The sequence below is a fragment of the Dyadobacter fanqingshengii genome (genome assembly GCF_023822005.2).
In the GTDB taxonomy this organism is placed as follows: domain Bacteria; phylum Bacteroidota; class Bacteroidia; order Cytophagales; family Spirosomataceae; genus Dyadobacter; species Dyadobacter fanqingshengii.
In genome coordinates this window covers 5,037,102-5,059,199 of sequence record NZ_CP098806.1, presented here as the reverse complement: position 1 = coordinate 5,059,199, position 22,098 = coordinate 5,037,102, and the positions used below count along the sequence as shown (strand labels likewise).

Sequence of the window (22,098 nt, the reverse complement as noted above, 5' to 3'; positions counted from 1 at the left end):
CGCGCGGCGGCCGCCCCTGGCCTCTTTCTTACCAAGAAAGTGCTTTACTCAAAGTCTCATCTTCCGAGCTTTTGAGGGGATTTGAACCCCTGACCTCTTCCTTACCAAGGAAGTGCTCTACCCCTGAGCTACAAAAGCAAAATTCCAATACATTTAAAATGTTACGTTTAACATTTCTATCAGTTAACACCAAAAAGCGATTAGCGAAAAAGTTTCAATTGAATGTTTTCGCTAATCGCTTCGATGGTGTTTTAAATGAGCGGAAGACGAGGTTCGAACTCGCGACCTATAGCTTGGAAGGCTATCGCTCTACCAGCTGAGCTACTTCCGCATTTGTTTTTGCCTCTCCTGAAACTGGTAATTTCAGAAGCTCATTATGGCACAAACTGTGGGGGCGGATGGATTCGAACCACCGTAGGCATACACCAGCAGATTTACAGTCTGCCCCATTTGGCCGCTCTGGTACACCCCCAATCAACATTTCAACACAACCGTGAAAACCGCTTGTCTCACTTTTTGGAGTCGCAAAATTAAGCTCTTTTATTAAATTCTCAAATTGTTTTCAAAAAAAAATAAATAAAAATAGCGGCCCAAACAAAATACATTGTTTCAGGCCGCTATCGCACACTTTTTAGCATTTTCAAAATAATCGCACCCCGAAGCTGAGCATCCTCACCGATGGCCCTTTGCCTGCTTCATATAGATTATTGAAATCGTAGCTGACGAAAAAATCAGGAAAATTTCGGATGCCTAGCTCTGCTGCAAAACCATAGCGCAAATCCTCTATGTAGAAATTTTGACGAACGTGGTCTACATCCTTACTTCCCTCGCGCCTTAGTTTGGTATAGCTGCCCAAACGATAACCTCCGTAGACTCCGGCACTAATGTATGATATAAATGACCGTGAGAAACTAAGCGTAGGCATTAGGGAAAGATTCACATAAGGGACAACCAGCTTGGTCTTTTTCATGTTGACTACATTCCCGTCCTCATCCGTGACCGGTGTAAAATCAACTTTGAGAGAATCTTTTTCAATCGTATTATTTCCGTCGAACATTAGATTGTACCAGGAGAAATCAACCCCGAAATCAAGATGCAACCTGGCATTTTTACCTTTGACAATGGTTGTACTGGCAATGTAGCCGAGGCTTAAATACCGTGAACCGAACGGTTTCAGGTCGTAATCTTCTTTATTATAGCCTTGTGTGGCTTCGTTTGTTCCATAGGTATTCAAGCCTAATGCAATGTTGAAACCTTTCCGCGGGCTAGATCCGCCGCCTGATCTGTAAAAACGCTTCCCGGTGCGCCGGTAATTTGAGTCTGTGGTAACAGTGTCTCCGTCATCATTAACCTCGACGCCTTTCGCATTGATGGTCACCTCCGTGTCTCCGTCCTTTATGTGGATGCCGCGAAGTCCGATCCGTACGTAATCTTCATCATTTGATTTGTCCTTCAAATATTTTGTCCCATTAATTTCCTCCCTAAGATATGTGGTGTCCGAACTGGAACTGTCCAGCTTGATTTTCAGGTCTTTCAACAATGTGTTCAGATCATACTGCATAATCTTATCCAGTTCCTTCCGATTTTCGCCGTAGATAATCAGCCGGGTCCTATTTCCAAATGTCACAATGATTGAATCTTTTTCAGACGCGTATCCCGAATGAACGTTGCGCAAATCTCCGGCATTAATTTTCATTGCAAAAAAGAGGAAAATGCCGGCTATATATAATTTCAGTTTCATGGCTGTGGTTTTAAAGTTTTGTCTTCTCTTTGAGGTTATGATATTTTTCCGACACCTTTTCTTCTCCGTTGCGCAAGCGGTCGTCTACTTTCGCAACCAGGCTTTTTGGATTAAAACCCACTTCTTCCCAATCCACGCGCTCACCCGCTCTCGCATTTTTCAGCTGACGAAACACTTTTGAAAATTTGGAAGATTTAGGCTGATCCTGATCATTTGTTTCCACTGCCACTACAACAACCCTGATCGGTTCAACCGGCGTTGGCGTAATTTTCGCCGAAGGAACTTCTTCTGATTTTGGCATTATTTTCTCAACAGTTGGCAACTCGGCCATAGGCTCCTCATTTACCCCGACATTAGTTGTCGCCAGGTTTTGAGGTTCAATGTTTTGAACGTGCCCCTCAACGTTGATCTGCGCCCTGGCTTTCGACTTAGCACTATTTGAATTGTTTAATTGCTTCTTATTCTCATTAGCCGCAAGCTCAGCGGAACGAACCGGAACCTCGTTAACCTCAACCGGCACATCCTGAGCAGTTTTTGATTTTTGATCCGTTGTAGCTTTTGTCGGCTTAGAAACAACTGCAAGTTTCTTTTCCTTACCAATTGTTTCAATATGGGAGCGCTCGCTATTCCAGACTATATAGCCGGCAACCAGCGTGATAACAACACTCGCTGCGGCATACCAAACCCAACCCGCCAGCCGGCGCTCTTTTTTAGTTCTTGTCTGAATTTTCTCCCAGGCAGCGGCAGAAGGCTTTTTTTCCAGCTCCGACAGCCTGCGTTTGAAAAGATCATCAACTGGATGCTTTTTCATATTCCACTTTTTTTTTAAAATCATTTTCCCAATCAGCCACCATTTTTTGCAGCATGGCGCGCGCTCTGTGCAATTGTGATTTCGATGTACTTTCCGCTATGCCAAGCATTTGCGCAATTTCAATATGCGGATAACCCTCAATGGCATACAAATTAAAAACCGTTCGATATCCGGTTGGCAGTGTCTCAATCAGATCCAGCAGTTCCTGCGTTTCCAGGTTTTGATCAGCATGCGCGTAATCCGGAATGTTGTTTGCTTCGTCGGATAATGTGTCTTCCAGGATTCGTTTTTGTTTTCTCAAATATCCCAGCGCCTCATTCACCATAATCCTGCGAATCCATCCTTCAAAACTGCCTTCCTCGTTAAACTGCTCAATTTTGGAAAACACTCTGATAAATCCTTCAACCATTACATCCTCCGCGGCCATATCATCACAGATATAACGAAAGCATAAAGCCAGCATGCGAGCGCTGTATTTATCGTACAACTGTCGCTGAGCCTTCGGATCTTCTTTCCTGAGCGCTTTGATGAGCTGTGCCTCGTTACTAAAAAGTGATAAAAGTCGACCCATTCATTTGGTGGTTTCAGTAGCAAGATGCTCATTCCTGATCGTGAGGTTGCATCAGTTCTCAAAAAAATTTACGAATTGATTTAATTTTTAAAAAGTTATTCCGGCCGTTCATTTAGTTTTGGATCAAATATCTCTTAACCAAAAAGATTTACTCCATCCATTATGTTCGATTCTTCTGCGCCGATTGGGATTTTTGATAGTGGCATTGGCGGAATGACCGTTGCCAGTGCAGTGACCAGGCTTCTGCCTCAGGAGAATACAATCTATTTCGGTGACACGGCGCATCTTCCTTATGGCGATAAATCCACGGCTGCGATTCAGGCATATTCTATTAAAATCTGCAATATGCTTTTGCAGCAAAATTGCAAGCTGATCCTCATTGCCTGTAATTCAGCTTCTGCGGCTGCTTATGAGCTTGTTAGGGAATATGTGGGAAGTAAGGCAAAGGTTTTAAATGTGATTGATCCCGTGGTTGACTACATTAAGGAGCATTACGACGGCAAGACAATTGGGCTTATTGGAACCAAACAAACGGTTCTTTCCAATGTTTATAAAAAGAAGGTGGATGCTTTGGGAAAGAATATCCAGTTAAAATCGCTGGCAACGCCATTGCTTGCGCCCATGATTGAGGAAGGCTTTTTTGATAATAACATTAGTGAGAGCATCATTACAAGCTATCTTTCGGACACTTCGCTTTCTGACATTCAAGCATTGATCCTGGGGTGTACGCATTATCCGCTTATCAAAAATCAGATCGGGGAGTTTTACAATGGGAATGTCGAAATTCTGGACACTTCTGAAATCGTAGCTTTCTCATTGAAATCCTGGCTGGAACAGCATTATCTGGTGAACGAAAAAGGAGCAGGCAAACGAGCGTTTTATGTATCCGATTACACGCTTTCCTTCGAACAATCCACCAACATTTTCTTTGGCAGTCAGATCCAGCTGGAACATTATCCGCTTTGGGAGTAACATTTAACGAAAAAGGATCTTCACCGGCCCCAACAAACCCGATGGCATAGGTTCCCATTTTGTCGCGTCAAACTTTTTGTAAGTGATATCGACAATGTTAATGTCATGAAATTTTTTCCAATCGGGTTTCTGTGTGTCCCTGAGGCGCATGTAGTTGGCGGAAAGATTGGTCACTTCAATTTCGAGCACATTATCCTTCGCTTTGAGTTTGTCAGAAATACTTAATTGAAATGGAATGCTCCATGCTGTTCCTATGGGCTTGCCATTCAGCTTAACTGCCGCCACTTCTCTTACATCGCCAAGATCCAGGATTTTCAGCCCGCTTTTCAACACGTTATCCGGACAATCGAAGTGAATTTCATATCTGGCGGTTCCTGAAAAATAAACGGCTGAGTCCGACAAGCTCGTCCAGGTTTTAAGCTCATTGAGGTTTGCGGTTGCTGGAATCGAAGGCCTGCCTTTTAAAAATTGAAGATTCCAATTGCCTTTAATTTCAAGTTCCTTGTTTGCAATGCTGTGCTGCTCAGGTCCAGCATCCTTGACCGATTCTCTTAAAAAGCATGACTGCCCAGGCAAAAGTTTTAAGTAAATCGACGATCCATTTCGTGAAAGTGGTTCCCAGGAAGCCTCTTCATCCAATGCATCAAGTTTTTCAAATGCCCCAGTAATGTTAACCTTAACCCAACCTTCCTTAAAATGATCACCTAAATTCGCGACAAAATAAAGCCGTTTATTATCCTGTGTTTTTTTACGAATAAATGTCAAGCCCTCTTCGGCAAACGATTCCCGTAGTGCCCCGCTGGCAATCAGTTCTTTCTCAAAATCATCGGAAACACGGACATTCTTCTCTTTTTTTAGCTTTGTTAATTCATCCAGGAAGCTGCTTTGCTTTTCGGGACCAGTGGAATAACCCGTTGCTTTTTCGGGGAAATGATTTTGGAAAATGATTTTCGCTCCTTTTGCTGCCAATCGTTGCAATTCATTTAATGTTTCTTCGGGCATGTAAGTGCTTACGGGAATGATGAGGGATTTGTAAACCGCATTTCCGCTTGTGAGATTACCATTGCCATCCAATTTTAAGCGGCTAAGCTGCAAATCCGAAACATAATCAAAACCAAAACCCTTTTTCCAAAGCTGTTGGGTGAGCTTACCAAAAGGAAGATCCAACAACCAGCGATCGACATGATGCACTTCCAATAAATGCACATTGCCGGAAGACTTGGCCTTCGTCGCCCAAAGATCATGAATAGGGAAATAGACCAGCACATCATTATCCGACTTGCTATTTTGAAGCAGTTCCTGACAGCGCTGTACGTATTTATTCAGCAACGAAAAGTGCTCAGCAAAATGTGAGGTCGATCCAAAGTTGGTTGAAGCATAAAATAGCCATCCCGGATATGGCTCTTGCACAGGCGAGTAAGTGCTCCCATGGTAGAAAATATGATTAATACCCGCAGTGAAAAGCTCGTCGATCTGCGGCTTGACCTGCGATAGCGAGACTTTGAAATGATTAGCAAGCCACGTTCCGGTTTCTGAACTCACCAGTTTCTTACCAGAAAAATGCGCGGCGGATGATGCAAACTTCATCGCCAAAGGATCAGGCGTCCCAAACTGGTCGATGGAATAATCCGGATCAATGCGAAGTCCGGGGATGGAAAAGCGGCTGGTTCCGAAAGACTCGGTTTCCGGAATGTCCGCAGCGTCGTACAGATCCAACAGATTCCCCGGGGAACCGTGCGCTTGATATCGCGTTAGAAAACCGTGTTTGGTGTTCCAATCTGTCCAGGGCTTTGCGTACCGCTCTCTAAGTAACTCGGATAATGTTTGATGGTAATCGATCCGAACCAGTTCAGAGCCTGCTTTTCCAGTTGAATCCGTCAGTAATGCTAGATTTTCACCCAGTTCGTAACCGCGTCTTTTTTTAAATTCCTCTAAAAAATCATCCGTCCAGTTAGCGCCATATGCTTCGTAGGAATCATTGTACATAGAGCGAGGCAAGTCTTTCTTGCGAGCAAAAGCGGAATCAAATCTTGTGAGATAACGTGACATGGCGGTTGCATGAAACGGATCAAGGACTAAGCCCTCTCCGCCCGGCGCAGCCCGTTTCACTTTTTGCTTGGTCGGCTGAATTGACAATTCGTTGTTTTTGACTGTCATATTCTTGGCCCCCAACTCCGGTGTAACATTTGGACCGCCAAACGGCCAACCCGTTCCTGTGGTCAAATCCACGCCGAGGTCCAATCGCTTGCCTTCGCGAACTGTATGCTGCACCAAATCCAGCCACTGCGGAGTCAGGAAAGGGACGGATTGCGATTCATAACCTTTCACTTCATAGATTGGGATAATGTGGACACCGCCTACTCCCGATTTTTGAAAGTATTCCAATTGCACCGTAATATCCTTTTTATTCACCGCGCTGCCCATCCACCACCAGAAAGTCCACGGTTTGGAGGTAGAAATTGCCTGTGCATTTGCTAATGCGCCATTCAGGAACAGTAGAAGAAAAAGTATCAGTCGCATAGATCCGGGTTTCTCATTAAAGGCTTCAAATTACAGATCTACGCCTCAAAATGACATTATTAACGTTGCAATCAAGTCACAAAAAAAGCGAAACAGATCGCTGCTTCGCTTTATATAAAATTATTTTGATTCTCAGCCTTGATAAGCTTGCTTCACACGGGAGGCAATAAATTGTCGCTCTTGCAGATTCTTCTTGCTGTTTCGATACCACAGATAACCAATCACGGCTACCAGCAAGTACGGCATTACAAAAAGAAACATGATCCCGGTGTTAAGCCCGACTCCAACATTGTTCCTGCCATTTCCCATAGAACTCTCTACTGATCCGCGGCACATGGCACACTGGGCCCAAACATCTACGCCCGAAAGCACAAACAGCATTATGAAACCGAATATTATCTTAAAATTTTTCATACGTAATAGGGACTAATCATCAGGTAAACCACAACGCCACTGATACTCACGTAAAGCCAGATCGGCAAAGCCCATTTTACTGCTTTCCTATGTTCGATAATCTGATTGGTATAACCAAAATACACGGCACGCAATACAAACCAAACGACCACGATCGACAATGTAATGTGCGAAATCAGTAAAAAGTAATAGATCGGCCTTACAAACCCTTCACCACCGAAAGGCGTTGATTTATTTGAAATGTGGTACAAAATGTAACAAACCAAAAACACAGCGCCCAACAGGAATGCACCTGTCATAGCTTTCCGGTGCGCACTAATGTTATTGTTTTTGACAAAATAAAATCCCGCAATCAAAAAGATTGCTGTCAGCGTATTGATAACACCGATAACGTGAGGAAGCACTTTTGTCCATGCACCTAATTCAACTTTCTGCCGAATTCCCAAAAGAGCGGCAACTGCAATTGGAATTACAATCGCCAGAATGTTGATAATGCGTTCGTATTTCGGTTTTTTTTCTAAGACTACTGTTGCCATAATTATGGATTCGCACTCGCTTTATTCTCGTAATTCAAAATCTTCACTTCCGCCATCAGGCGATCAATTTCTTCAGGGTCGGCACCGTCATAAAAACCTCTTGTGTAACCATTGCCGTCTATCAACACTAACCTGCTTTCAATAGGATAAAGTTCAGCTTTCCCTTTCCAAGAAGCAGATTCGACATTCAGGATGTTGCCCGCTTCTGTATTAGTAACTCGTAATGTTCCCCAACCTTCCTTTCCCAATTCGTCAGGATATGCTGACGACGTCAGAACACTGTCTTCCGAGAGTGTCTTAATGATTAAGCTATTCGCTTCGCTGCGCATGTCATAAATCCTTTTCAGGTTGGACAATACAAGTTTGCACGTATCTGAGCAATCCTTTGGCAAAAAACTGATTACCGAGATCTCATTTCCAAGCTTATAATCTCCCGAGGCCAGTTGCAATGTTTCTCGTTTTTGAAAAACAGTATCCCCATTAACAATGACCACTTTTCCATCACCACCCACCTGCGGATTAAAATAAGGAAGATCATAATGGTTGGTTGCGAAAAGCCTGAGCATTACAAAAATCAAAGCCGGTATTACTAATGTTACGATCAGTAATCCGGCCTTGGGAAAATTCTTCATGCGAACTACTTAATCAAAAATGGCCTCAAAAATTGCGTTTCCTTCAAGCATAAGCGCCAATATCAACCAGGCAACAAATATGATGGGAACCATAATAGACCAGATCAGTGACTTGGTTTCATGCTTTAAGTGCATGAATTCTCCAACAATATAAAACGCCTTAACTATTGTCATCACGATGAAAATGGTGATTTTCAAAATTCCGTGAGGAACTGTAAAAGCAATAAGGAATTCGACTGCTGTTAATACAAGGAGAATCCAAAAAGTTTTCCAGATTGCTTTGCGTTGCTCAGCGCCTGCATTTGGATCCTGGTTATGAATATGGTGTACTTCCGACATTTGATTAGGAATTAATATTATTGGATGATTTAAACCAGATAAAAGAATGTAAATACGAATACCCACACCAAATCTACAAAGTGCCAGTAAAGTCCTACTTTCTCAACCATTTCATAGCTTCCTCTCTTATCGTAAAAACCGGTTGCTGTACGGAAGAAAATCAGAATATTCAGAATAACACCGCTAAAAACGTGCGTTCCGTGGAAACCAGTAATAAAGAAAAAGAAGTCAGCAAATGCGGGAGGGCCGTATTGATTTTCCGTCAAGTTTGCACCGAATATTGTTTTATCAACCCAAGTGCCGTTTTCAATAACTTTCATTACACTTCCAGTGTCCGTACCATGGATAAAGTGAGCCCACTCCCAAGCCTGGCAGCCTAAGAATGTAAATCCTCCCAGGATTGTCCAGAGCATATATTTTTCAACATTCGCACGATCCATACGGTGTCCTGCTTCTACGGCAAGCACCATTGTCACGCTGCTCGCGATCAAAATAAAGGTCATAATTCCAACAAAAACGAGGGGAAGGGAAATTCCGTGAAGGAAAGGCACTGCCTCATAAACCTTCTCAGGAATAGGCCAATACATGTTTGAAAATGTAAAATCAGCTACATCTCCCGAAAAAGCCGGAAAGCTGAACCGCGCTGTACCGTACGCAACGAGTAGGGCTGAGAAAGTGAAGGTATCTGAGATAAGGAAAAACCACATCATCAGTTTACCATAACTTGCTTTCATAGGCTCAATTCCCCCCATCCACATTTTGGGTTCTACCGCGCCAGGTGTTGTTACATTTGCAGCCATTGAAAAAAGTATTAATTAAAAGTCAATAAAAAAACAAAAAGATATAACCAAAGTAAATCTAGAAAATGCCAATATGTGGCACAGATCTGAATACGTCTTAGATTCTTTGCATGCACTTTCAACTTAAATGCAGCTGTCAGCGAATAAAGCAAAACAATCAACCCGCTGATAATATGGAAACCGTGCAATCCGGTAAACACGTAAAAAAACGAACCAGAAGGGTTTCCAACGAAATAAACATTCATCGCAACCAGCTCTTTCCATCCCTCAAACTGCATCCAAAGGAACGCCAGACCAAGTACAAAAGTAATAGAAATTGCTATTTTCAATTGTTTGAACTGATCTTTTTTTGCCGAAAAGAAAGCCCATTGCATTGCGGCACTGCTCATCAGGAGAACGCCGGTGCTATACCAGAAAATCTTAGGCATTGCAAACTCAAGCCAGTTCCCTTCGGCTCTTCTCACCAGATATGCGCTGCACTGAGAAGCAAATAACATGATAATGCTAACCAAAAATAACCACAGGATAAACTTCATTGGGTCCATAGCCAATGTTGCCTGAGGTTCTTTATCTACTTTATACTGCTGAACACTTTCCATTTTCACTAATTTTTCATTTTCACAATTTATCCAACAAAAAGGCGATCTGCACAATTGGCAAATATATGAACGATCCGAACATCAATTGCTTTGCCGTTTTATCCGTGCAAGTGCGCATTAAGTGGAAAGTCTGAGCCAAAAACAGAACGCCAAATACCGTAGCGACAAAAGCCGAATTGATTCCCGTCATACCCAATTCGTATGGCAACCAGCCAATGGGCAGCAGGAATACGGTATAAATCATTATTTGCAAAGTCGTATTAACGTCTTTCAAGCCATTGGCAGGAAGCAATTTGAACCCTGCTCTCTTATAATCTTCGTCAAGCACCCAAGCAATAGCCCAGAAATGTGGGAATTGCCAAAAAAATTGAATAGCAAACAAAATGCCCGGCTCCAATCCAAAGTGATTTGTAGCTGCAACCCAGCCAATCATTGGAGGAAATGCGCCTGGAAAAGCGCCTACAAAAACGGCTATCGGACCAACTCTTTTTAAAGGTGTGTAAACGAAACCGTAAAGAACCAACGATAACAGCGAAATCAATCCTGTGCTAAGGTTGAATATCAACACAAATATCGCCAGTGACGTTATGCCTAAAAACACAGCCCAGATAATTGCCTGATCCACTGTAATCCTTCCGCTCGGTAATGGTCGGTTAGTGGTCCTTTTCATCAATTTATCAAAATCCTTTTCCAGAATTTGGTTGATAATGTTGGCTGCCCCTGTAATGCCTATGGATGCAATGATAAAAAGTACCAGTTTTCCTGTTTCAACTTCCTTCGCACCCAGGCAGTAACCCATCGCACCCGAAAATGCAATCAGCGATGCCAGCCTGAATTTTAGCAACTCAAATAAAACGCCTATTCTCTCTCTAATCTTCCCAACGCCTCCTAAGCTTCCCTCAGCTGATATCATTACTACAATTATTTATTTCTAAATCGTACTTTTCGCTAACCGAATATCTGACGAATACTTCAAATACTTTTTCCCATTTACTACTAACCAAATCACAAATTGCAGCCCGATCAATAGGATCGCAAATGTTAAATGCAATGGCTGTGCAAAAGGCGGAACGCCAAAATAGGCCATTAATATGCCCGTTCCAATTTCAAGGATCAATATCCAAAAACATGCAATGGCTATCTTCCCAGCTATCGATCCCTTGCCCTCTGCTTTAAAAATCTTGTTAATCCAATAAAGATTTACAACAAACACAAGAATTGAAAACGACCGATGTATGTAGAAATTCAAGCCCAATTCATCGATCCATTCACTCCTTGCCTGATAACCCAATTTCTGAATCACTTCATCCATTGCTTCCCTAACCTGTGTTCCAAGTAAGATCTGTATCAGCGACAATGTAATAACTACAACTCCAATCCCTCCAATTGCCTTCTTACTCGACTCTTTCAACTGCAAAATATTGCCAGCGTAAGCCGACCACGTGAAAAGATACAAGAGCAGAAATACGATCACAATAGCCAACAGCATATGGAGCGTAACAACAATTGGCAGCAATTCAAAGGACACAACCTTGGCTCCCAGCCACCCCTGAAATCCCACCAAAATGAACGCTGACAAACTGTAATAAAAAATACGCTTGTTGCCGGATCTGAGAAAAGGAATAGAGGCTAGCAGGGTCAGAAAGATCATTACTCCTGTAAAAGCGCCCAGAAGTCTGTTCACATATTCAATCCAGGTCTTAACAGGATTAAATTCAATCTCACCTTTAAGCTTTGCGCCGTAAAGCTCCTTATAATTGGCTGGTAACTGCGAAACTTCAGTTGGCGGAACCCATCTTCCAAAGCATCTGGGCCAGTCCGGGCAACCCATCCCAGCACCCGTGCTCCTCACTACCCCACCCGCTATAATAAGAAAATAGAGTACAATGACAGTATTCAAGGCCAACCGACGAAAACGCCGGTTGGCCTTGATATCAATGTGCGTTGAACTGGTCATTATAATTTTGTGACTCAATCGCCTTTTCTGTGGCTATCAGTTCATTCTCATGCGGGAAGTTTGATTCCAGTGTTTGAGAATATGGTATGTTTTGTGGGATGAAATCTTCTTTCGCTCCTGGCTTACTGTAATCATACGACCAGCGGTAAACGGCAGGGATTTCTCCAACCCAGTTTCCATGTCCAGGATTGATCGGCGTTGTCCATTCCAATGTATTGGAATTCCAAGGATTTTGCGGCGCTCTTCTTCCTTTGAAAATGCTGTAAAAGAAGTTCCATAGGAAAATAAACTGCGCCAGGAACGATAAGATCGCAGCAACAGAGATGAACATGTTCATATCCATGAACTTATGCGTAAAGTCGTAGCTGGTGAACTGGTAATATCTGCGGGGGAAACCTGCGATACCAACGTAGTGCATTGGGATAAATACAAGATAGATACCAATGAACGTCAACCAGAAGTGAATCTGACCCAATGTCGTATTCATCATTCTACCGAACATCTTAGGGAACCAGTGATAAACCCCTGCAAAAAGTCCGAATGCAGACGCAGCTCCCATTACAAGGTGAAAGTGGGCTACAACGAAGTAAGTGTCGTGAAGTTGAATATCAAGTGCACTGTTTCCAAGGATAATCCCCGTTAAACCACCGGATACAAACAATGAAACAAGACCAATAGAGAACAACATTCCGGGCGTGAAAACAATGTTTCCCTTCCAAAGTGTTGTAATATAGTTAAATCCTTTCACGGCAGATGGAACGGCAATAATCAATGTAAGGAACATAAATACAGATCCAAGGAATGGATTCATACCTGTAACAAACATATGGTGAGCCCACACGATAAATGCAAGGAATGCAATACCTAACATGGATGCGATCATCGCACGGTAACCGAAGATCGGCTTGCGTGAGTTGGTAGCAATAACTTCAGAAGTGATACCAAGTCCTGGTAACAATACAATGTAAACCTCAGGGTGTCCTAAGAACCAGAACAAATGCTGGAACAAGATCGGGCTACCACCAACGTTTGGCAGCGCTTCACCATTGATATAAATGTCGGAAAGATAAAAGCTAGTCCCGAAATGACGGTCGAAAATCAACAGTAATACGGATGACAAAAGAACCGGGAAAGATATCAGACCCAAAACCGCCGTGATCAGGAAAGACCAGATCGTCAGTGGAAGACGGTCGAATGACATTCCTCTGGTACGCAAGTTGATAACCGTAGTAATGTAGTTAATACCTCCCAAAAGCTGAGACACAATAAAAAGTGCCATACTTGCCAGCCAAAGCGTCATACCCATTCCTGAGCCTGGGTGTGCCTGAGGCAAAGCACTCAATGGCGGATAAATTACCCAACCACCGGCTGCTGGTCCTGCTTGCAAAAACAACGAAGCAAACATGATAACACTGGCAAGGAAAAAGAACCAGTACGATAACATGTTCATGAAACCAGATGCCATATCCCGCGCTCCAATTTGAAGCGGAATAAGGAAGTTACTAAATGTTCCGCTCAACCCAGCCGTTAGTACAAAGAACACCATAATGGTTCCGTGCATGGTAACCAAAGCAAGGTAAAAATTTGGGTCTAACTTACCCGCGTCACTGATCCAGCCACCCAATACAGGTTTAAGCCAGGAAAGATTAGAATCCGGCAAACCTAATTGAATACGAAAAATCACAGACATGGAAATCCCGATCACCGCCCACATAATCCCGGTGATCAAATATTGCTTCGCTATAACTTTGTGGTCTTCACAAAATATATATTTCTGCCAAAAGTTTTGTGCTTCGTGGTGGTGTTCATGCTCGGTTTCGTGGTGATGAGCTGTTTCCAATCCTTCAATAGCTGACATATACTTTTAATGTATTTAAATTAACAAATTAGCGTAGACTCGTACTTGATCCTGCTCCTCCTGTGGAAGTTGCTGAACTATCAGCAGGAGTTGCCGCTTCGGCTGGCACATATTTCATCGCCTTCGCTTTCAAATTCTCCGGCACTTTTGCAAGATACTCAGGATAAGTTTGAAGGAAAGTCGCTTGCTCAGCACACCATTTCTTATAAGACGCTTCGTCTTCTACTATCAACCGCAATTTCATTGAAAAGTGTCCTTGCCCGCAAACTTCTGTGCAAGCAATTTCATAATCAAAATTTTGATTCCCTGTTTCAGCGCGCATATCAGCGGTTGTTTTGTCCGCAACAAACCAAAATTTGGTCGGCATTCCCGGAACAGCATCCATTTTCACACGCATGTGAGGGATAAATACACTGTGCAAAACATCCCTAGCCCGAATTTTCAACAATACAGGGCGATTAACAGGAATATGCATTTCACTTGGATTGGTAAAATCATCAAATGAATTCTCATCCGAAAGATCTATACCAACCTCATTTTGAGAATCAATCAGCTTGTAATTGTAATCTCCCAGTTTGTTATCGCTCACACCGCCATAGCGAGTGATCCAGTTAAATTGTTTTCCCGTGATCTCAATAACTTCTGCATCTCTCGGTGCGTCAGATGTGATATCAGACCATGCTTTCCACCCCGTAAATACCAAAAGGGCCATTACAATAGCAGGAACAATTGTCCAGATAAGTTCTAATCGGTGATTATCAGGATAAAATGAAGCGCGATGGTTTTTCTTATGCTGATATTTCCATGCAAAGAAGAAAATCAGGAAATTGACAATAATGAATGGAATTGTCAAAATACCCATTGAGAACCAAAACAAATCATCTGTTCTGCGACCGTGTATCGACGATGCCTCAGGCAAAAAGTACTCTCTTGCATGAAGATATGACCAGGTAATGCTGATCGCGCCACCTATCAGAATGACGATAAACATCGCCCCATTCCATTTGTTGCCCGACGGCTCCGCATCAGGCGAATCGGTTTTATTTACATTTTTAAGAACATTCTGAAGCCTGGATATCACAACGCCTGTGAGAACCAGAAAAACAAGAGCAACTAATGCGATAATAATATTCATGATGATAAACTGGATTTGCAATTAGGCTATATCGTGATGCAATGATTCTTCCAACATCGGATGATTCCTTGGTATCAAATTTGCCTTTTCTAACTGACTTGCAATTGAATAACCGAACGCACAAATAAACAGAAGGAAAAATCCCCATTCCAACGGACCGAACCCTGCACTTGACCCAAGTGTTCCCGGCATTATATTGGTATAGAAATCCATATAATGACCAATGATCACACTCCAGCAAGCCACTTTAAGAATTGAATGTGTATACTTCGCATCGCGTGTCATTAAGACAAGGAATGGGAAGAAGAAATTTAAGAACAATGTAATAAAGAATGGCGCTTTAAAAATACCATCGTGTCCTCTGAAACGCTCCAAGAAGTAGATCGTTTCCTCCGGTAAGTTGGCATAGTAGATTAGCAAAAACTGTGCAAACCACACATAAGTCCAGAAAATACTAAACGCAAATACAAACTTGCCTAAATCTCTAAGGTGACTCGAATTCACTGCTCTCAAATATCCACGCTCTCTTAACATTACAATAGTCAGTGTGATCACAGCCAGACCAGCAACATGCCAGCTTGCCAATGTGTACCATCCAAACATTGTACTAAACCAGTGTGTGTCAATCGACATGACGAAATCCCATGCGGATGTTGAAGATGTAACACCAAATACAACCAAAAACGCAGTTCCGAAACGGATCGATTTTTCGTAAAACTCAGTCCCACCGATTTCATCTTCTTTCAAAGACAAATTACGGATCACCCGCCACATTCCGTACCATACAACAAAGTAAAATACAAGCCTGAAGACAAAAAACGGTGTATTCAAAAAGCCTCTTTTACCCGCAATAATCGGATCGTACTCTGGTCCGCCTACTTCGTAAAGGCCTTCATGTGTCCAGTGGAAAAGATCGTGGCCACCGAAGAAAAACGTTAACAACATTACAACGCCGGTAACAGGTAAAAATGCTGGCATCGCTTCGGGCACTCTTTTGAATACTGCTGACCATCCTGCCTGAGCCAGATAGTTATAAGAAATAAAGAACATTCCAACAACGGCCATACCTGTGAAATAAACACCATTCACCCAAAGGTTAGCCCAGATACGGGTTACCCAGTTGGCTTCATGATGCCCGGTTGCTGCTGCGGCTTCGTGTCCGGCAGCTCCATGTTCAGCTGCACCGTGTCCTACTGCGGCAGCTGCTTCTGCACCATGTGCCGCAGCTTCGTGTCCGCCTCCGCCATTAGCCGCTAAATAAGCACCCAATACTATTAGCGCAACACCAATGCCACCGCCTATAATTAAATTTCTTTTAGCCCCCGATGTAAATTCAAACCGTTCTTCAATAGAAGGAATCGAATGTGCTGATGCCATTATTTATTTTATTTCTCTGTTATCAAAAAGTAATTAAGCTCCCTTCTGCAATTTTTGTACGTAATGCACAATTTTCCAGCGCTCCTCAGGATTGATCTGAGATCCATGCGGCCACATACGTGCTTTTCCATGAGTAATGACGTGGAAAATATGACCTTCATTCAGATTTTTGTAGGCGTCGCTCGCGTAATTAGGAACCCCTTTATACATCGCTGCAACTTTCCCGTCTCCGGCTCCGGTTGCGCCATGGCAATGCTGGCAATATCTTTCGTAAAGCACTTTACCTTCCGCCAAAGTATTTTCATTTAACGGGATCGGATTTTTCAAATCACGCTCGGCAATGGCAATGCTATCAGCCGGAATGTTATAAACCATCAAATCAGTACTGGCAGAATCTGCTTGTCCGAAGGATGTCTGATAATTACGTCTTGCGACTGTTCCTGCGACGGGCAATCTCATTGTCAAGCCCATTGGATTAATGGGATTGGCTTTCTCCTGTTTGTAAGGTTCATAACCGACAGGGAGATACATATTCGGCGCATACTCTTTACCAGGATCATTAGGATCCCTTGTACAACCAGCCGCAGCGGTAAGGATTACGCCAGCAACTAACAGATATTTATATAAATTTTTAAATTTCATTTTCTCAAACTCCATTAAAATTGCTTAATGTTGACTTCTTCTGCTCCGCTGTCTTTCAACGCTCTTGATATCTCGTCTTCTGACATTGAATTTCTTCCCAGATCAATCGCCATTACAAATTTGTTATCTGTTGAGCGCACATCAAATCTCGGATGAAAGTGAGTACCGGGTCCCAGGCCATTTGAGATAAAGAATGTTGTTACCATTCCAAATGCTGTAAATAACACAGTAAGCTCAAAAGTGATAGGAATATAGTTAGGAATCGAAATCGGATCTTTTCCACCAACGATCATCGGCCAGTCAATTCCCATTGTCCAGATCATCAAAGTTAACGCGACAATACATCCCGTCACACCGAACATGAATGCGGCAATCCCGATCCTCGTTCTTGGGTGACCCAATGCTTCATCCAGTCCGTGAATCGGAAAAGGAGAATACACTTCTTTTATTTTCACTCCTGCTTTTCTGAGCTTTGGCACTGCATGAAGAACAGTATCGTCATCGTCGTAAACTCCGACCAAATATTTACCAGATAATTCTGCCATATCAATACTTATATTAAAATACCTGTCAGTCTATATTATTCTTTGTCCTTATCAAAAGCCGGCTCAGCCGTCCCGCGTTGTCTTACCTTCGCTACACCTGCAATTTTTGTGGGCAGGTTAGCAGAAGTTGAACGGATTACTGCCTTAACCTCCGCCATATTTATAACAGGCAGATATTTTGAGAACAAAAGGAACAAGGTAAAGAATAATCCAAAAGAGAAAATGTAGTCACCAATGTCATAACGAGTTGGCGAGAACATTGCCCAGCTTGAAGGAATATAGTCACGGTGAAGCGATGTAACAATAATTACGAAGCGCTCAAACCACATCCCAATGTTTACCACTACTGAAATAAAGAATGTGAAAGTGATGCTTCTGCGCAACTTTCTCGACCAGAAAAGCTGTGGAGAAATTACATTACATGTCATCATCGCCCAGTATGCCCACCAGTAAGGTCCGGTCATACGGTTGAAGAATGCGTAATATTCATATTCAACTCCCGAATACCATGCTATAAAGAACTCAGTGATATAAGCCACACCAACCACAGAACCGGTCAATGTGATCACCTTATTCATTGTTTCAATGTGCTCTAATGTAATGTAATCTTCAAGTTTGTAAACGACCCTGGTGATCAGCATCAGGTTTTGCACCATTGCAAATCCTGAGAAAATCGCACCTGCAACGAAGTAAGGAGGGAAAATGGTTGTATGCCATCCTGGAATAACCGACGTTGCAAAGTCCATACTTACAATTGTGTGAACCGAGAGTACAAGTGGTGTGGAAAGACCCGCAAGAATTAAGCTGATATATTCGTAACGCGCCCAGGTTTTTGCTGATCCATCCCATCCCATTGCGAATGTTCCGTACATCAAGCGAGAAACTTTGCTTGTGGCACGATCGCGGATCGTAGCAAGGTCAGGAATTAGACCAATGTACCAGAATACCAATGAAACTGAAAAATATGTACTGATCGCAAATACGTCCCAAACCAGCGGTGAGTTGAAATTAACCCAAAGAGATCCGAATGCGTTTGGAAGCGGAAGCGCCCAATATGCCATCCAGGGACGGCCCATGTGCATTAAAATAAATGATGCTGCGCAAAGAACCGCGAAAATCGTCATCGCTTCTGCTGCACGGTTGATAGATGTTCTCCATTTCTGACGGAACAAAAGCAAGATCGCGGAGATCAGGGTTCCGGCGTGACCGATACCCACCCACCAAACGAAGTTTGTGATATCCCACGCCCAGCCAACTGTCTTGTTAAGACCCCATACGCCAAGCCCTTCCCACCAAGTCCATGCAAGACAAACCGATCCATAGGCCAAAACAATAAGAGAAAGCCCAAAAGCAATTTTCCATTCTTTTGTTGGTGGCCCTTCCACATGCCGGCATATGTCTTCCGTTACGTCTGCGTACGTTTTCCCACCTTGGATCAGTGGTTCTCTTACAGGTGAAGTAACATGCATACTACTATAATTTATAATGATTTAATCTTCTTTAAACTCTATTTTCAAATTACGCGTGTTCCTTTTTCTCAAGAGCCTTAACAGCAGCAGCGTCTTTGTTACGAATCTTGGTCAGGTAAGAAATCTGAGGACGAACGTTGATCTCTTCCAGCATGTGGAAAGCACGGCCTTCTTTCTCAACTTCAAGCAATTTCGAAATTCTGCTTTCAGGATCGTTCATGTCACCAAAAGTGATTGCATTAGTTGGGCAAGATGAAGCACAGGCAACATTTACTTCTCCATCTACAATGCGTCTTCTTTCTTTCTTCGCAGTCAGTTTGGCATCTTGAATTCTGTGAACGCACATGGAGCACTTTTCAATAACTCCCCGCGAACGTACAGTCACGTCAGGGTTGATCACCATTTTACCTAAATCATTGTTGAAGTGGTAATCAAAGTTGTCGTTATCAAAATATTTGAACCAATTGAAGCGACGTACTTTATAAGGGCAGTTGTTTGCACAATATCTTGTTCCAACGCAACGGTTATAAGTCATTTGGTTAAGCCCTTCCGAACTGTGCGTAGTTGCCAAAACAGGACAAACCGTTTCGCAAGGCGCATTGTTACAGTGCTGGCAAAGCATTGGCTGGAATGTAACTTCCGGGTTTTCAGAAGCGATTTCCAATCCTCTCAAATCTTCAACATCTGCATCTGAGCTGTAATAGCGGTCAATACGTAGCCAGTGCATTTCACGACTGTTAATCACTTCCTGACGTCCTACAACCGGAATGTTGTTTTCTGCCTGGCAGCTAATTACGCATGAGCCACAACCAAAACATGTGTTCAGGTCAATGACCATTCCCCATGAGTGGTTTTTATATTTATGTCCATTCCAAAGAGACAGATCTGTCGCATCAACGACTCCATCAGATGTCGGGATTTTCGGAACAAACCGGCCCGCCATCGGATCTTTCTGGAAATGAGCCAAAACAGTTTCTTGCAGAACTGATTTACGGTTCATTACCGTGCTGTGCGTTTGAGTCTGCGCAATTTCTCTCGTCTCCCCAGTTTTCGAAACAGTAGCTTCACCCGGAGCAAATGTCAAATAACCATCTGCAAATGCGGCTAGTGGATACACATTTTTTCCAACGCCGTTAGCAGATTTTCCGGCTTTTTCACGACCATATCCAATTGCAATGGCAACTGTGCCATTGGCCAGACCTGGCTGAATAATTACCGGCACTTCAACCGCCTTACCTTTTATATCTACTTTCACCACATCTCCCTGGGCAAAACCAAGGTCTGCGGCAGTTTTCTGAGAAATACATGCGTGGTTATCCCAGCATGCTTTGGTTATCGGCTCCGGCAATTCCTGAAGCCATGGGTTATTTGCATGGTATCCGTTACCAAGACCGATGTTCTCGAACAAGGCAAGTTCTATTCCGGTAGACGACGCTTTATATTTTTTGGCAATTCCAGAAGCTGCTTGGCTTAAATTTCCTGCGAAAGTTGCTCCGGAAGCAGCTGTTGTAGCAGGTGCATCATACACACCATCGTGAAGGGACTTGATCCAGAATTTCTCAAAATCTCCTGTTCCTCCTTGCGTGTAAACACTTTTTCTCCAATATGCCTTAATGTATTCGTGATAATCAGATGCTAATCCCGACCATTTCAACAAGCTGGCTTGCGCCTGGCGTGTACTGAAAATCTGGCTGATCGCTGGCTGTGTAAGACTGTAAGAACCAGCAACTGGTTCTGCGTCATTCCAGGATTCCAGATAATGTGGAGCCGGACAAATGTATTTTAGTAAAGAAGAAGTCTCATCTGCGCGATCATTGAATGAAACGCTTAGGCCAACTCTTGGTAAAGCCGCAGTCAATTCTGCTCCGCGTGGGTGATCGTAAACCGGATTAGCACCGAATAAAATCAACGCTGCCACTTTTCCGCCTTTCACTTCGTCGATCAGGCTGTTCATCGCCACATCATTTCCTTGACGATAATTAGCAGGCTTATCCAGGTTAATGGTCGTTCCGTAGCTTCCTAGCAAGCTGTTTAATGCATTAACAACCACTTGAACAGACGCATCATTAATGCCGCTCACAACCAGTGATTGTCCTTTTGCAGCAACTAATTCTGCTGCCGCTTTGTCAAGATTAGGAACCTCAAAAGAAGCAGTAGAAACAGGAGCACCGCCTAGTTTAGCTGCAACTTTATTATATAGAGCCGCCGCAACAAGACCAAGCTGCGAAGGTTTGACTGCCGAGCGATAATCTGCATTGGAGCCTGTAACTGAAAGAATAGACTCAAATTGATAATGACGTGACATTTCCTTTTTACCTTCCTTGTCGCTGCTCACACGGCGTGTTTCTGCAAACTGCGCAGAGAATGTGTCGGGAGAAATCCAGGTTCCAAGGAAATCGGCGTCGATGCCGACGATAACTTTCGCCTTGCTAAAATCATAGGAAGGGAAAACAGCTTTGCCAAATGAAAGCTCATTGCCTTTTACAATCGCAGAAGACGAATTCGCATCATACATGACGTGCGAAGTCGTTGGATATTTTGTAGTAAAATCAGCGATAACCGATTTTGTAGACGGGCTCAGGATAGTAGATGAAAGAATTCTGATGGCTCCGCCTTGTGCTGCTATCTTACCCAGTTGGTCAACGATTTCTTTGTCAACAGTGTCCCAGCTAACTTTTGTATCGTCTCCCTTTTTAGGGCCTTTTAATTTTTCGTTGTCATATAGTCCCAAAAGCGAAGCATGAACACGGGCGCTTACACCATAAGATGCCTTGGAAAGAGAATTGGGTTCAATCTTAACAGGTCTCCCTTCGCGTGTTTTAACCAGAATGCTCGCATAATCTCCGCCTTCGGCGTAAGTTGAGGCATACCAGTTTGCTATGGTTGGAAATTCTCCTTCAGGCTTGTTAACGTAAGGTATTGCTTTCTTTACAGGTGCTTCGCAAGCTGCTAATGATACTGCAGCCATTCCAAAACCCAGCACTTTCAAAAAATCTCGGCGATGGGTTCCGGCTCCGTCCACCAAACTTTCGTATTGGTTTTCGGTAGGTCCGTCGGAAAACTCTGAACGCGCGCCTTTTACAAACTTCTCGTCATTCCGCAGCTCTTCAAGTCCCCGCCAGTATCTTTTATTAGTATTTTCCATAAAACTATTCAATACAAATGAGTTGTATCAGGTAT

Annotated in this window: 20 protein-coding genes and 3 tRNA genes; 1 reads left to right on the top strand and 22 read right to left on the bottom strand. The window is 43.1% G+C overall.

Going from position 1 to position 22,098, the window contains the following annotated elements; translation table 11 throughout:
• Positions 1-66: 66 nt before the first annotated feature.
• The 6 genes from NFI81_RS21205 to NFI81_RS21180 all read right to left on the bottom strand — a co-directional run bounded on the left by NFI81_RS21205 (position 67) and on the right by NFI81_RS21180 (position 3,123).
• Positions 67-138: transfer RNA gene (locus NFI81_RS21205), tRNA-Thr, on the bottom strand.
• Between the two features lie 120 nt (positions 139-258).
• Positions 259-331: transfer RNA gene (locus NFI81_RS21200), tRNA-Gly, on the bottom strand.
• Positions 332-389: 58 nt separating this feature from the next.
• Positions 390-472, bottom strand: a tRNA-Tyr gene (locus tag NFI81_RS21195).
• A 168-nt stretch (positions 473-640) separates the two neighbouring features.
• Complete coding sequence (locus NFI81_RS21190; RefSeq protein ID WP_234615130.1) at positions 641-1,741, bottom strand: hypothetical protein; 1,101 nt, start codon at positions 1,739-1,741, stop codon at positions 641-643.
• Between the two features lie 10 nt (positions 1,742-1,751).
• Positions 1,752-2,552: a hypothetical protein gene (locus tag NFI81_RS21185; protein WP_234615131.1), complete on the bottom strand. Its 801-nt coding sequence runs from the start codon at positions 2,550-2,552 to the stop codon at positions 1,752-1,754.
• Positions 2,533-3,123 (bottom strand): RNA polymerase sigma factor, encoded by a 591-nt coding sequence (locus NFI81_RS21180; protein WP_234615132.1) that lies wholly within the window; start codon positions 3,121-3,123, stop codon positions 2,533-2,535. The genes NFI81_RS21185 and NFI81_RS21180 overlap by 20 nt, the downstream gene beginning before the upstream one ends.
• Positions 3,124-3,285: 162 nt before the next feature.
• Between NFI81_RS21180 and murI the strand changes: the two genes are divergently transcribed.
• Positions 3,286-4,095 carry a glutamate racemase gene (murI, locus tag NFI81_RS21175; RefSeq protein ID WP_234615133.1) on the top strand — a complete coding sequence of 270 codons (810 nt, stop codon included), beginning with the start codon at positions 3,286-3,288 and terminating at the stop codon, positions 4,093-4,095.
• A gap of 3 nt (positions 4,096-4,098) precedes the next feature.
• Here the strand turns inward: murI and NFI81_RS21170 are convergent, their stop codons facing one another.
• From NFI81_RS21170 to NFI81_RS21095, 16 genes are all read right to left on the bottom strand, one after another.
• Positions 4,099-6,615: a glycosyl hydrolase gene (locus NFI81_RS21170; RefSeq protein ID WP_234615134.1), complete on the bottom strand. Its 2,517-nt coding sequence runs from the start codon at positions 6,613-6,615 to the stop codon at positions 4,099-4,101.
• A gap of 132 nt (positions 6,616-6,747) precedes the next feature.
• Positions 6,748-7,029, bottom strand: a complete 282-nt coding sequence (locus NFI81_RS21165) for a CAMCR motif-containing small membrane protein (RefSeq protein ID WP_234615135.1) — start codon at positions 7,027-7,029, stop codon at positions 6,748-6,750.
• On the bottom strand, positions 7,026-7,565 hold the full coding sequence (locus tag NFI81_RS21160; protein ID WP_234615136.1) for a DUF420 domain-containing protein: 540 nt from the start codon (positions 7,563-7,565) through the stop codon (positions 7,026-7,028). The genes NFI81_RS21165 and NFI81_RS21160 overlap by 4 nt, the downstream gene beginning before the upstream one ends.
• A gap of 2 nt (positions 7,566-7,567) precedes the next feature.
• Positions 7,568-8,197 carry a hypothetical protein gene (locus NFI81_RS21155; RefSeq protein ID WP_234615137.1) on the bottom strand — a complete coding sequence of 210 codons (630 nt, stop codon included), beginning with the start codon at positions 8,195-8,197 and terminating at the stop codon, positions 7,568-7,570.
• Between the two features lie 9 nt (positions 8,198-8,206).
• Entirely contained in the window at positions 8,207-8,536 is a 330-nt protein-coding gene (locus NFI81_RS21150; protein WP_234615138.1) for a cytochrome C oxidase subunit IV family protein, read from the bottom strand.
• Between the two features lie 29 nt (positions 8,537-8,565).
• The gene (locus NFI81_RS21145; protein ID WP_234615139.1) at positions 8,566-9,336 is read right to left on the bottom strand and encodes a cytochrome c oxidase subunit 3; all 771 of its coding nucleotides are present in this window, start codon (positions 9,334-9,336) and stop codon (positions 8,566-8,568) included.
• Between the two features lie 11 nt (positions 9,337-9,347).
• The gene (locus tag NFI81_RS21140; RefSeq protein ID WP_234615140.1) at positions 9,348-9,935 is read right to left on the bottom strand and encodes a cytochrome c oxidase subunit 3; all 588 of its coding nucleotides are present in this window, start codon (positions 9,933-9,935) and stop codon (positions 9,348-9,350) included.
• 19 nt (positions 9,936-9,954) lie between these two features.
• A complete protein-coding gene (gene cyoE, locus NFI81_RS21135) occupies positions 9,955-10,848 on the bottom strand; it encodes a heme o synthase (RefSeq protein WP_234615141.1) in 894 nt (297 codons plus the stop codon).
• 18 nt (positions 10,849-10,866) lie between these two features.
• Positions 10,867-11,892: a COX15/CtaA family protein gene (locus NFI81_RS21130; protein ID WP_234615142.1), complete on the bottom strand. Its 1,026-nt coding sequence runs from the start codon at positions 11,890-11,892 to the stop codon at positions 10,867-10,869.
• Entirely contained in the window at positions 11,870-13,750 is a 1,881-nt protein-coding gene (locus NFI81_RS21125) for a cytochrome c oxidase subunit I (RefSeq protein WP_234615143.1), read from the bottom strand. The genes NFI81_RS21130 and NFI81_RS21125 overlap by 23 nt, the downstream gene beginning before the upstream one ends.
• 28 nt (positions 13,751-13,778) lie before the next feature.
• On the bottom strand, positions 13,779-14,885 hold the full coding sequence (locus NFI81_RS21120) for a cytochrome c oxidase subunit II (RefSeq protein ID WP_234615144.1): 1,107 nt from the start codon (positions 14,883-14,885) through the stop codon (positions 13,779-13,781).
• 21 nt (positions 14,886-14,906) lie between these two features.
• Entirely contained in the window at positions 14,907-16,262 is a 1,356-nt protein-coding gene (locus NFI81_RS21115) for a quinol:cytochrome C oxidoreductase (protein ID WP_234615145.1), read from the bottom strand.
• A gap of 33 nt (positions 16,263-16,295) precedes the next feature.
• Positions 16,296-16,919, bottom strand: coding sequence for a c-type cytochrome (locus tag NFI81_RS21110; protein WP_234615146.1), 624 nt, complete (start codon positions 16,917-16,919; stop codon positions 16,296-16,298).
• Entirely contained in the window at positions 16,919-17,449 is a 531-nt protein-coding gene (locus tag NFI81_RS21105; RefSeq protein ID WP_234615147.1) for a DUF3341 domain-containing protein, read from the bottom strand. The genes NFI81_RS21110 and NFI81_RS21105 overlap by 1 nt, the downstream gene beginning before the upstream one ends.
• Before the next feature lie 35 nt (positions 17,450-17,484).
• Entirely contained in the window at positions 17,485-18,918 is a 1,434-nt protein-coding gene (gene nrfD / locus NFI81_RS21100; protein WP_234615148.1) for an NrfD/PsrC family molybdoenzyme membrane anchor subunit, read from the bottom strand.
• 49 nt (positions 18,919-18,967) lie between these two features.
• The gene (locus NFI81_RS21095) at positions 18,968-22,063 is read right to left on the bottom strand and encodes a TAT-variant-translocated molybdopterin oxidoreductase (protein ID WP_234615149.1); all 3,096 of its coding nucleotides are present in this window, start codon (positions 22,061-22,063) and stop codon (positions 18,968-18,970) included.
• Between the last annotated feature and the right edge of the window lie 35 nt (positions 22,064-22,098).

Coding starts and splice junctions, on each gene's coding strand:
- NFI81_RS21150 (WP_234615138.1), bottom strand. CDS start 8,536: ATGTCGGAAGTACACCATATTCATAACCAGGATCCAAATGCAGGCGCT.
- NFI81_RS21120 (WP_234615144.1), bottom strand. CDS start 14,885: ATGAATATTATTATCGCATTAGTTGCTCTTGTTTTTCTGGTTCTCACA.
- NFI81_RS21180 (WP_234615132.1), bottom strand. CDS start 3,123: ATGGGTCGACTTTTATCACTTTTTAGTAACGAGGCACAGCTCATCAAA.
- NFI81_RS21155 (WP_234615137.1), bottom strand. CDS start 8,197: ATGAAGAATTTTCCCAAGGCCGGATTACTGATCGTAACATTAGTAATA.
- cyoE (WP_234615141.1), bottom strand. CDS start 10,848: ATGATATCAGCTGAGGGAAGCTTAGGAGGCGTTGGGAAGATTAGAGAG.
- NFI81_RS21130 (WP_234615142.1), bottom strand. CDS start 11,892: ATGACCAGTTCAACGCACATTGATATCAAGGCCAACCGGCGTTTTCGT.
- NFI81_RS21115 (WP_234615145.1), bottom strand. CDS start 16,262: ATGGCATCAGCACATTCGATTCCTTCTATTGAAGAACGGTTTGAATTT.
- NFI81_RS21185 (WP_234615131.1), bottom strand. CDS start 2,552: ATGAAAAAGCATCCAGTTGATGATCTTTTCAAACGCAGGCTGTCGGAG.
- nrfD (WP_234615148.1), bottom strand. CDS start 18,918: ATGCATGTTACTTCACCTGTAAGAGAACCACTGATCCAAGGTGGGAAA.
- NFI81_RS21140 (WP_234615140.1), bottom strand. CDS start 9,935: ATGGAAAGTGTTCAGCAGTATAAAGTAGATAAAGAACCTCAGGCAACA.
- NFI81_RS21145 (WP_234615139.1), bottom strand. CDS start 9,336: ATGGCTGCAAATGTAACAACACCTGGCGCGGTAGAACCCAAAATGTGG.
- NFI81_RS21125 (WP_234615143.1), bottom strand. CDS start 13,750: ATGTCAGCTATTGAAGGATTGGAAACAGCTCATCACCACGAAACCGAG.
- murI (WP_234615133.1), top strand. CDS start 3,286: ATGTTCGATTCTTCTGCGCCGATTGGGATTTTTGATAGTGGCATTGGC.
- NFI81_RS21095 (WP_234615149.1), bottom strand. CDS start 22,063: ATGGAAAATACTAATAAAAGATACTGGCGGGGACTTGAAGAGCTGCGG.
- NFI81_RS21165 (WP_234615135.1), bottom strand. CDS start 7,029: ATGAAAAATTTTAAGATAATATTCGGTTTCATAATGCTGTTTGTGCTT.
- NFI81_RS21170 (WP_234615134.1), bottom strand. CDS start 6,615: ATGCGACTGATACTTTTTCTTCTACTGTTCCTGAATGGCGCATTAGCA.
- NFI81_RS21105 (WP_234615147.1), bottom strand. CDS start 17,449: ATGGCAGAATTATCTGGTAAATATTTGGTCGGAGTTTACGACGATGAC.
- NFI81_RS21160 (WP_234615136.1), bottom strand. CDS start 7,565: ATGGCAACAGTAGTCTTAGAAAAAAAACCGAAATACGAACGCATTATC.
- NFI81_RS21110 (WP_234615146.1), bottom strand. CDS start 16,919: ATGGAGTTTGAGAAAATGAAATTTAAAAATTTATATAAATATCTGTTA.
- NFI81_RS21190 (WP_234615130.1), bottom strand. CDS start 1,741: ATGAAACTGAAATTATATATAGCCGGCATTTTCCTCTTTTTTGCAATG.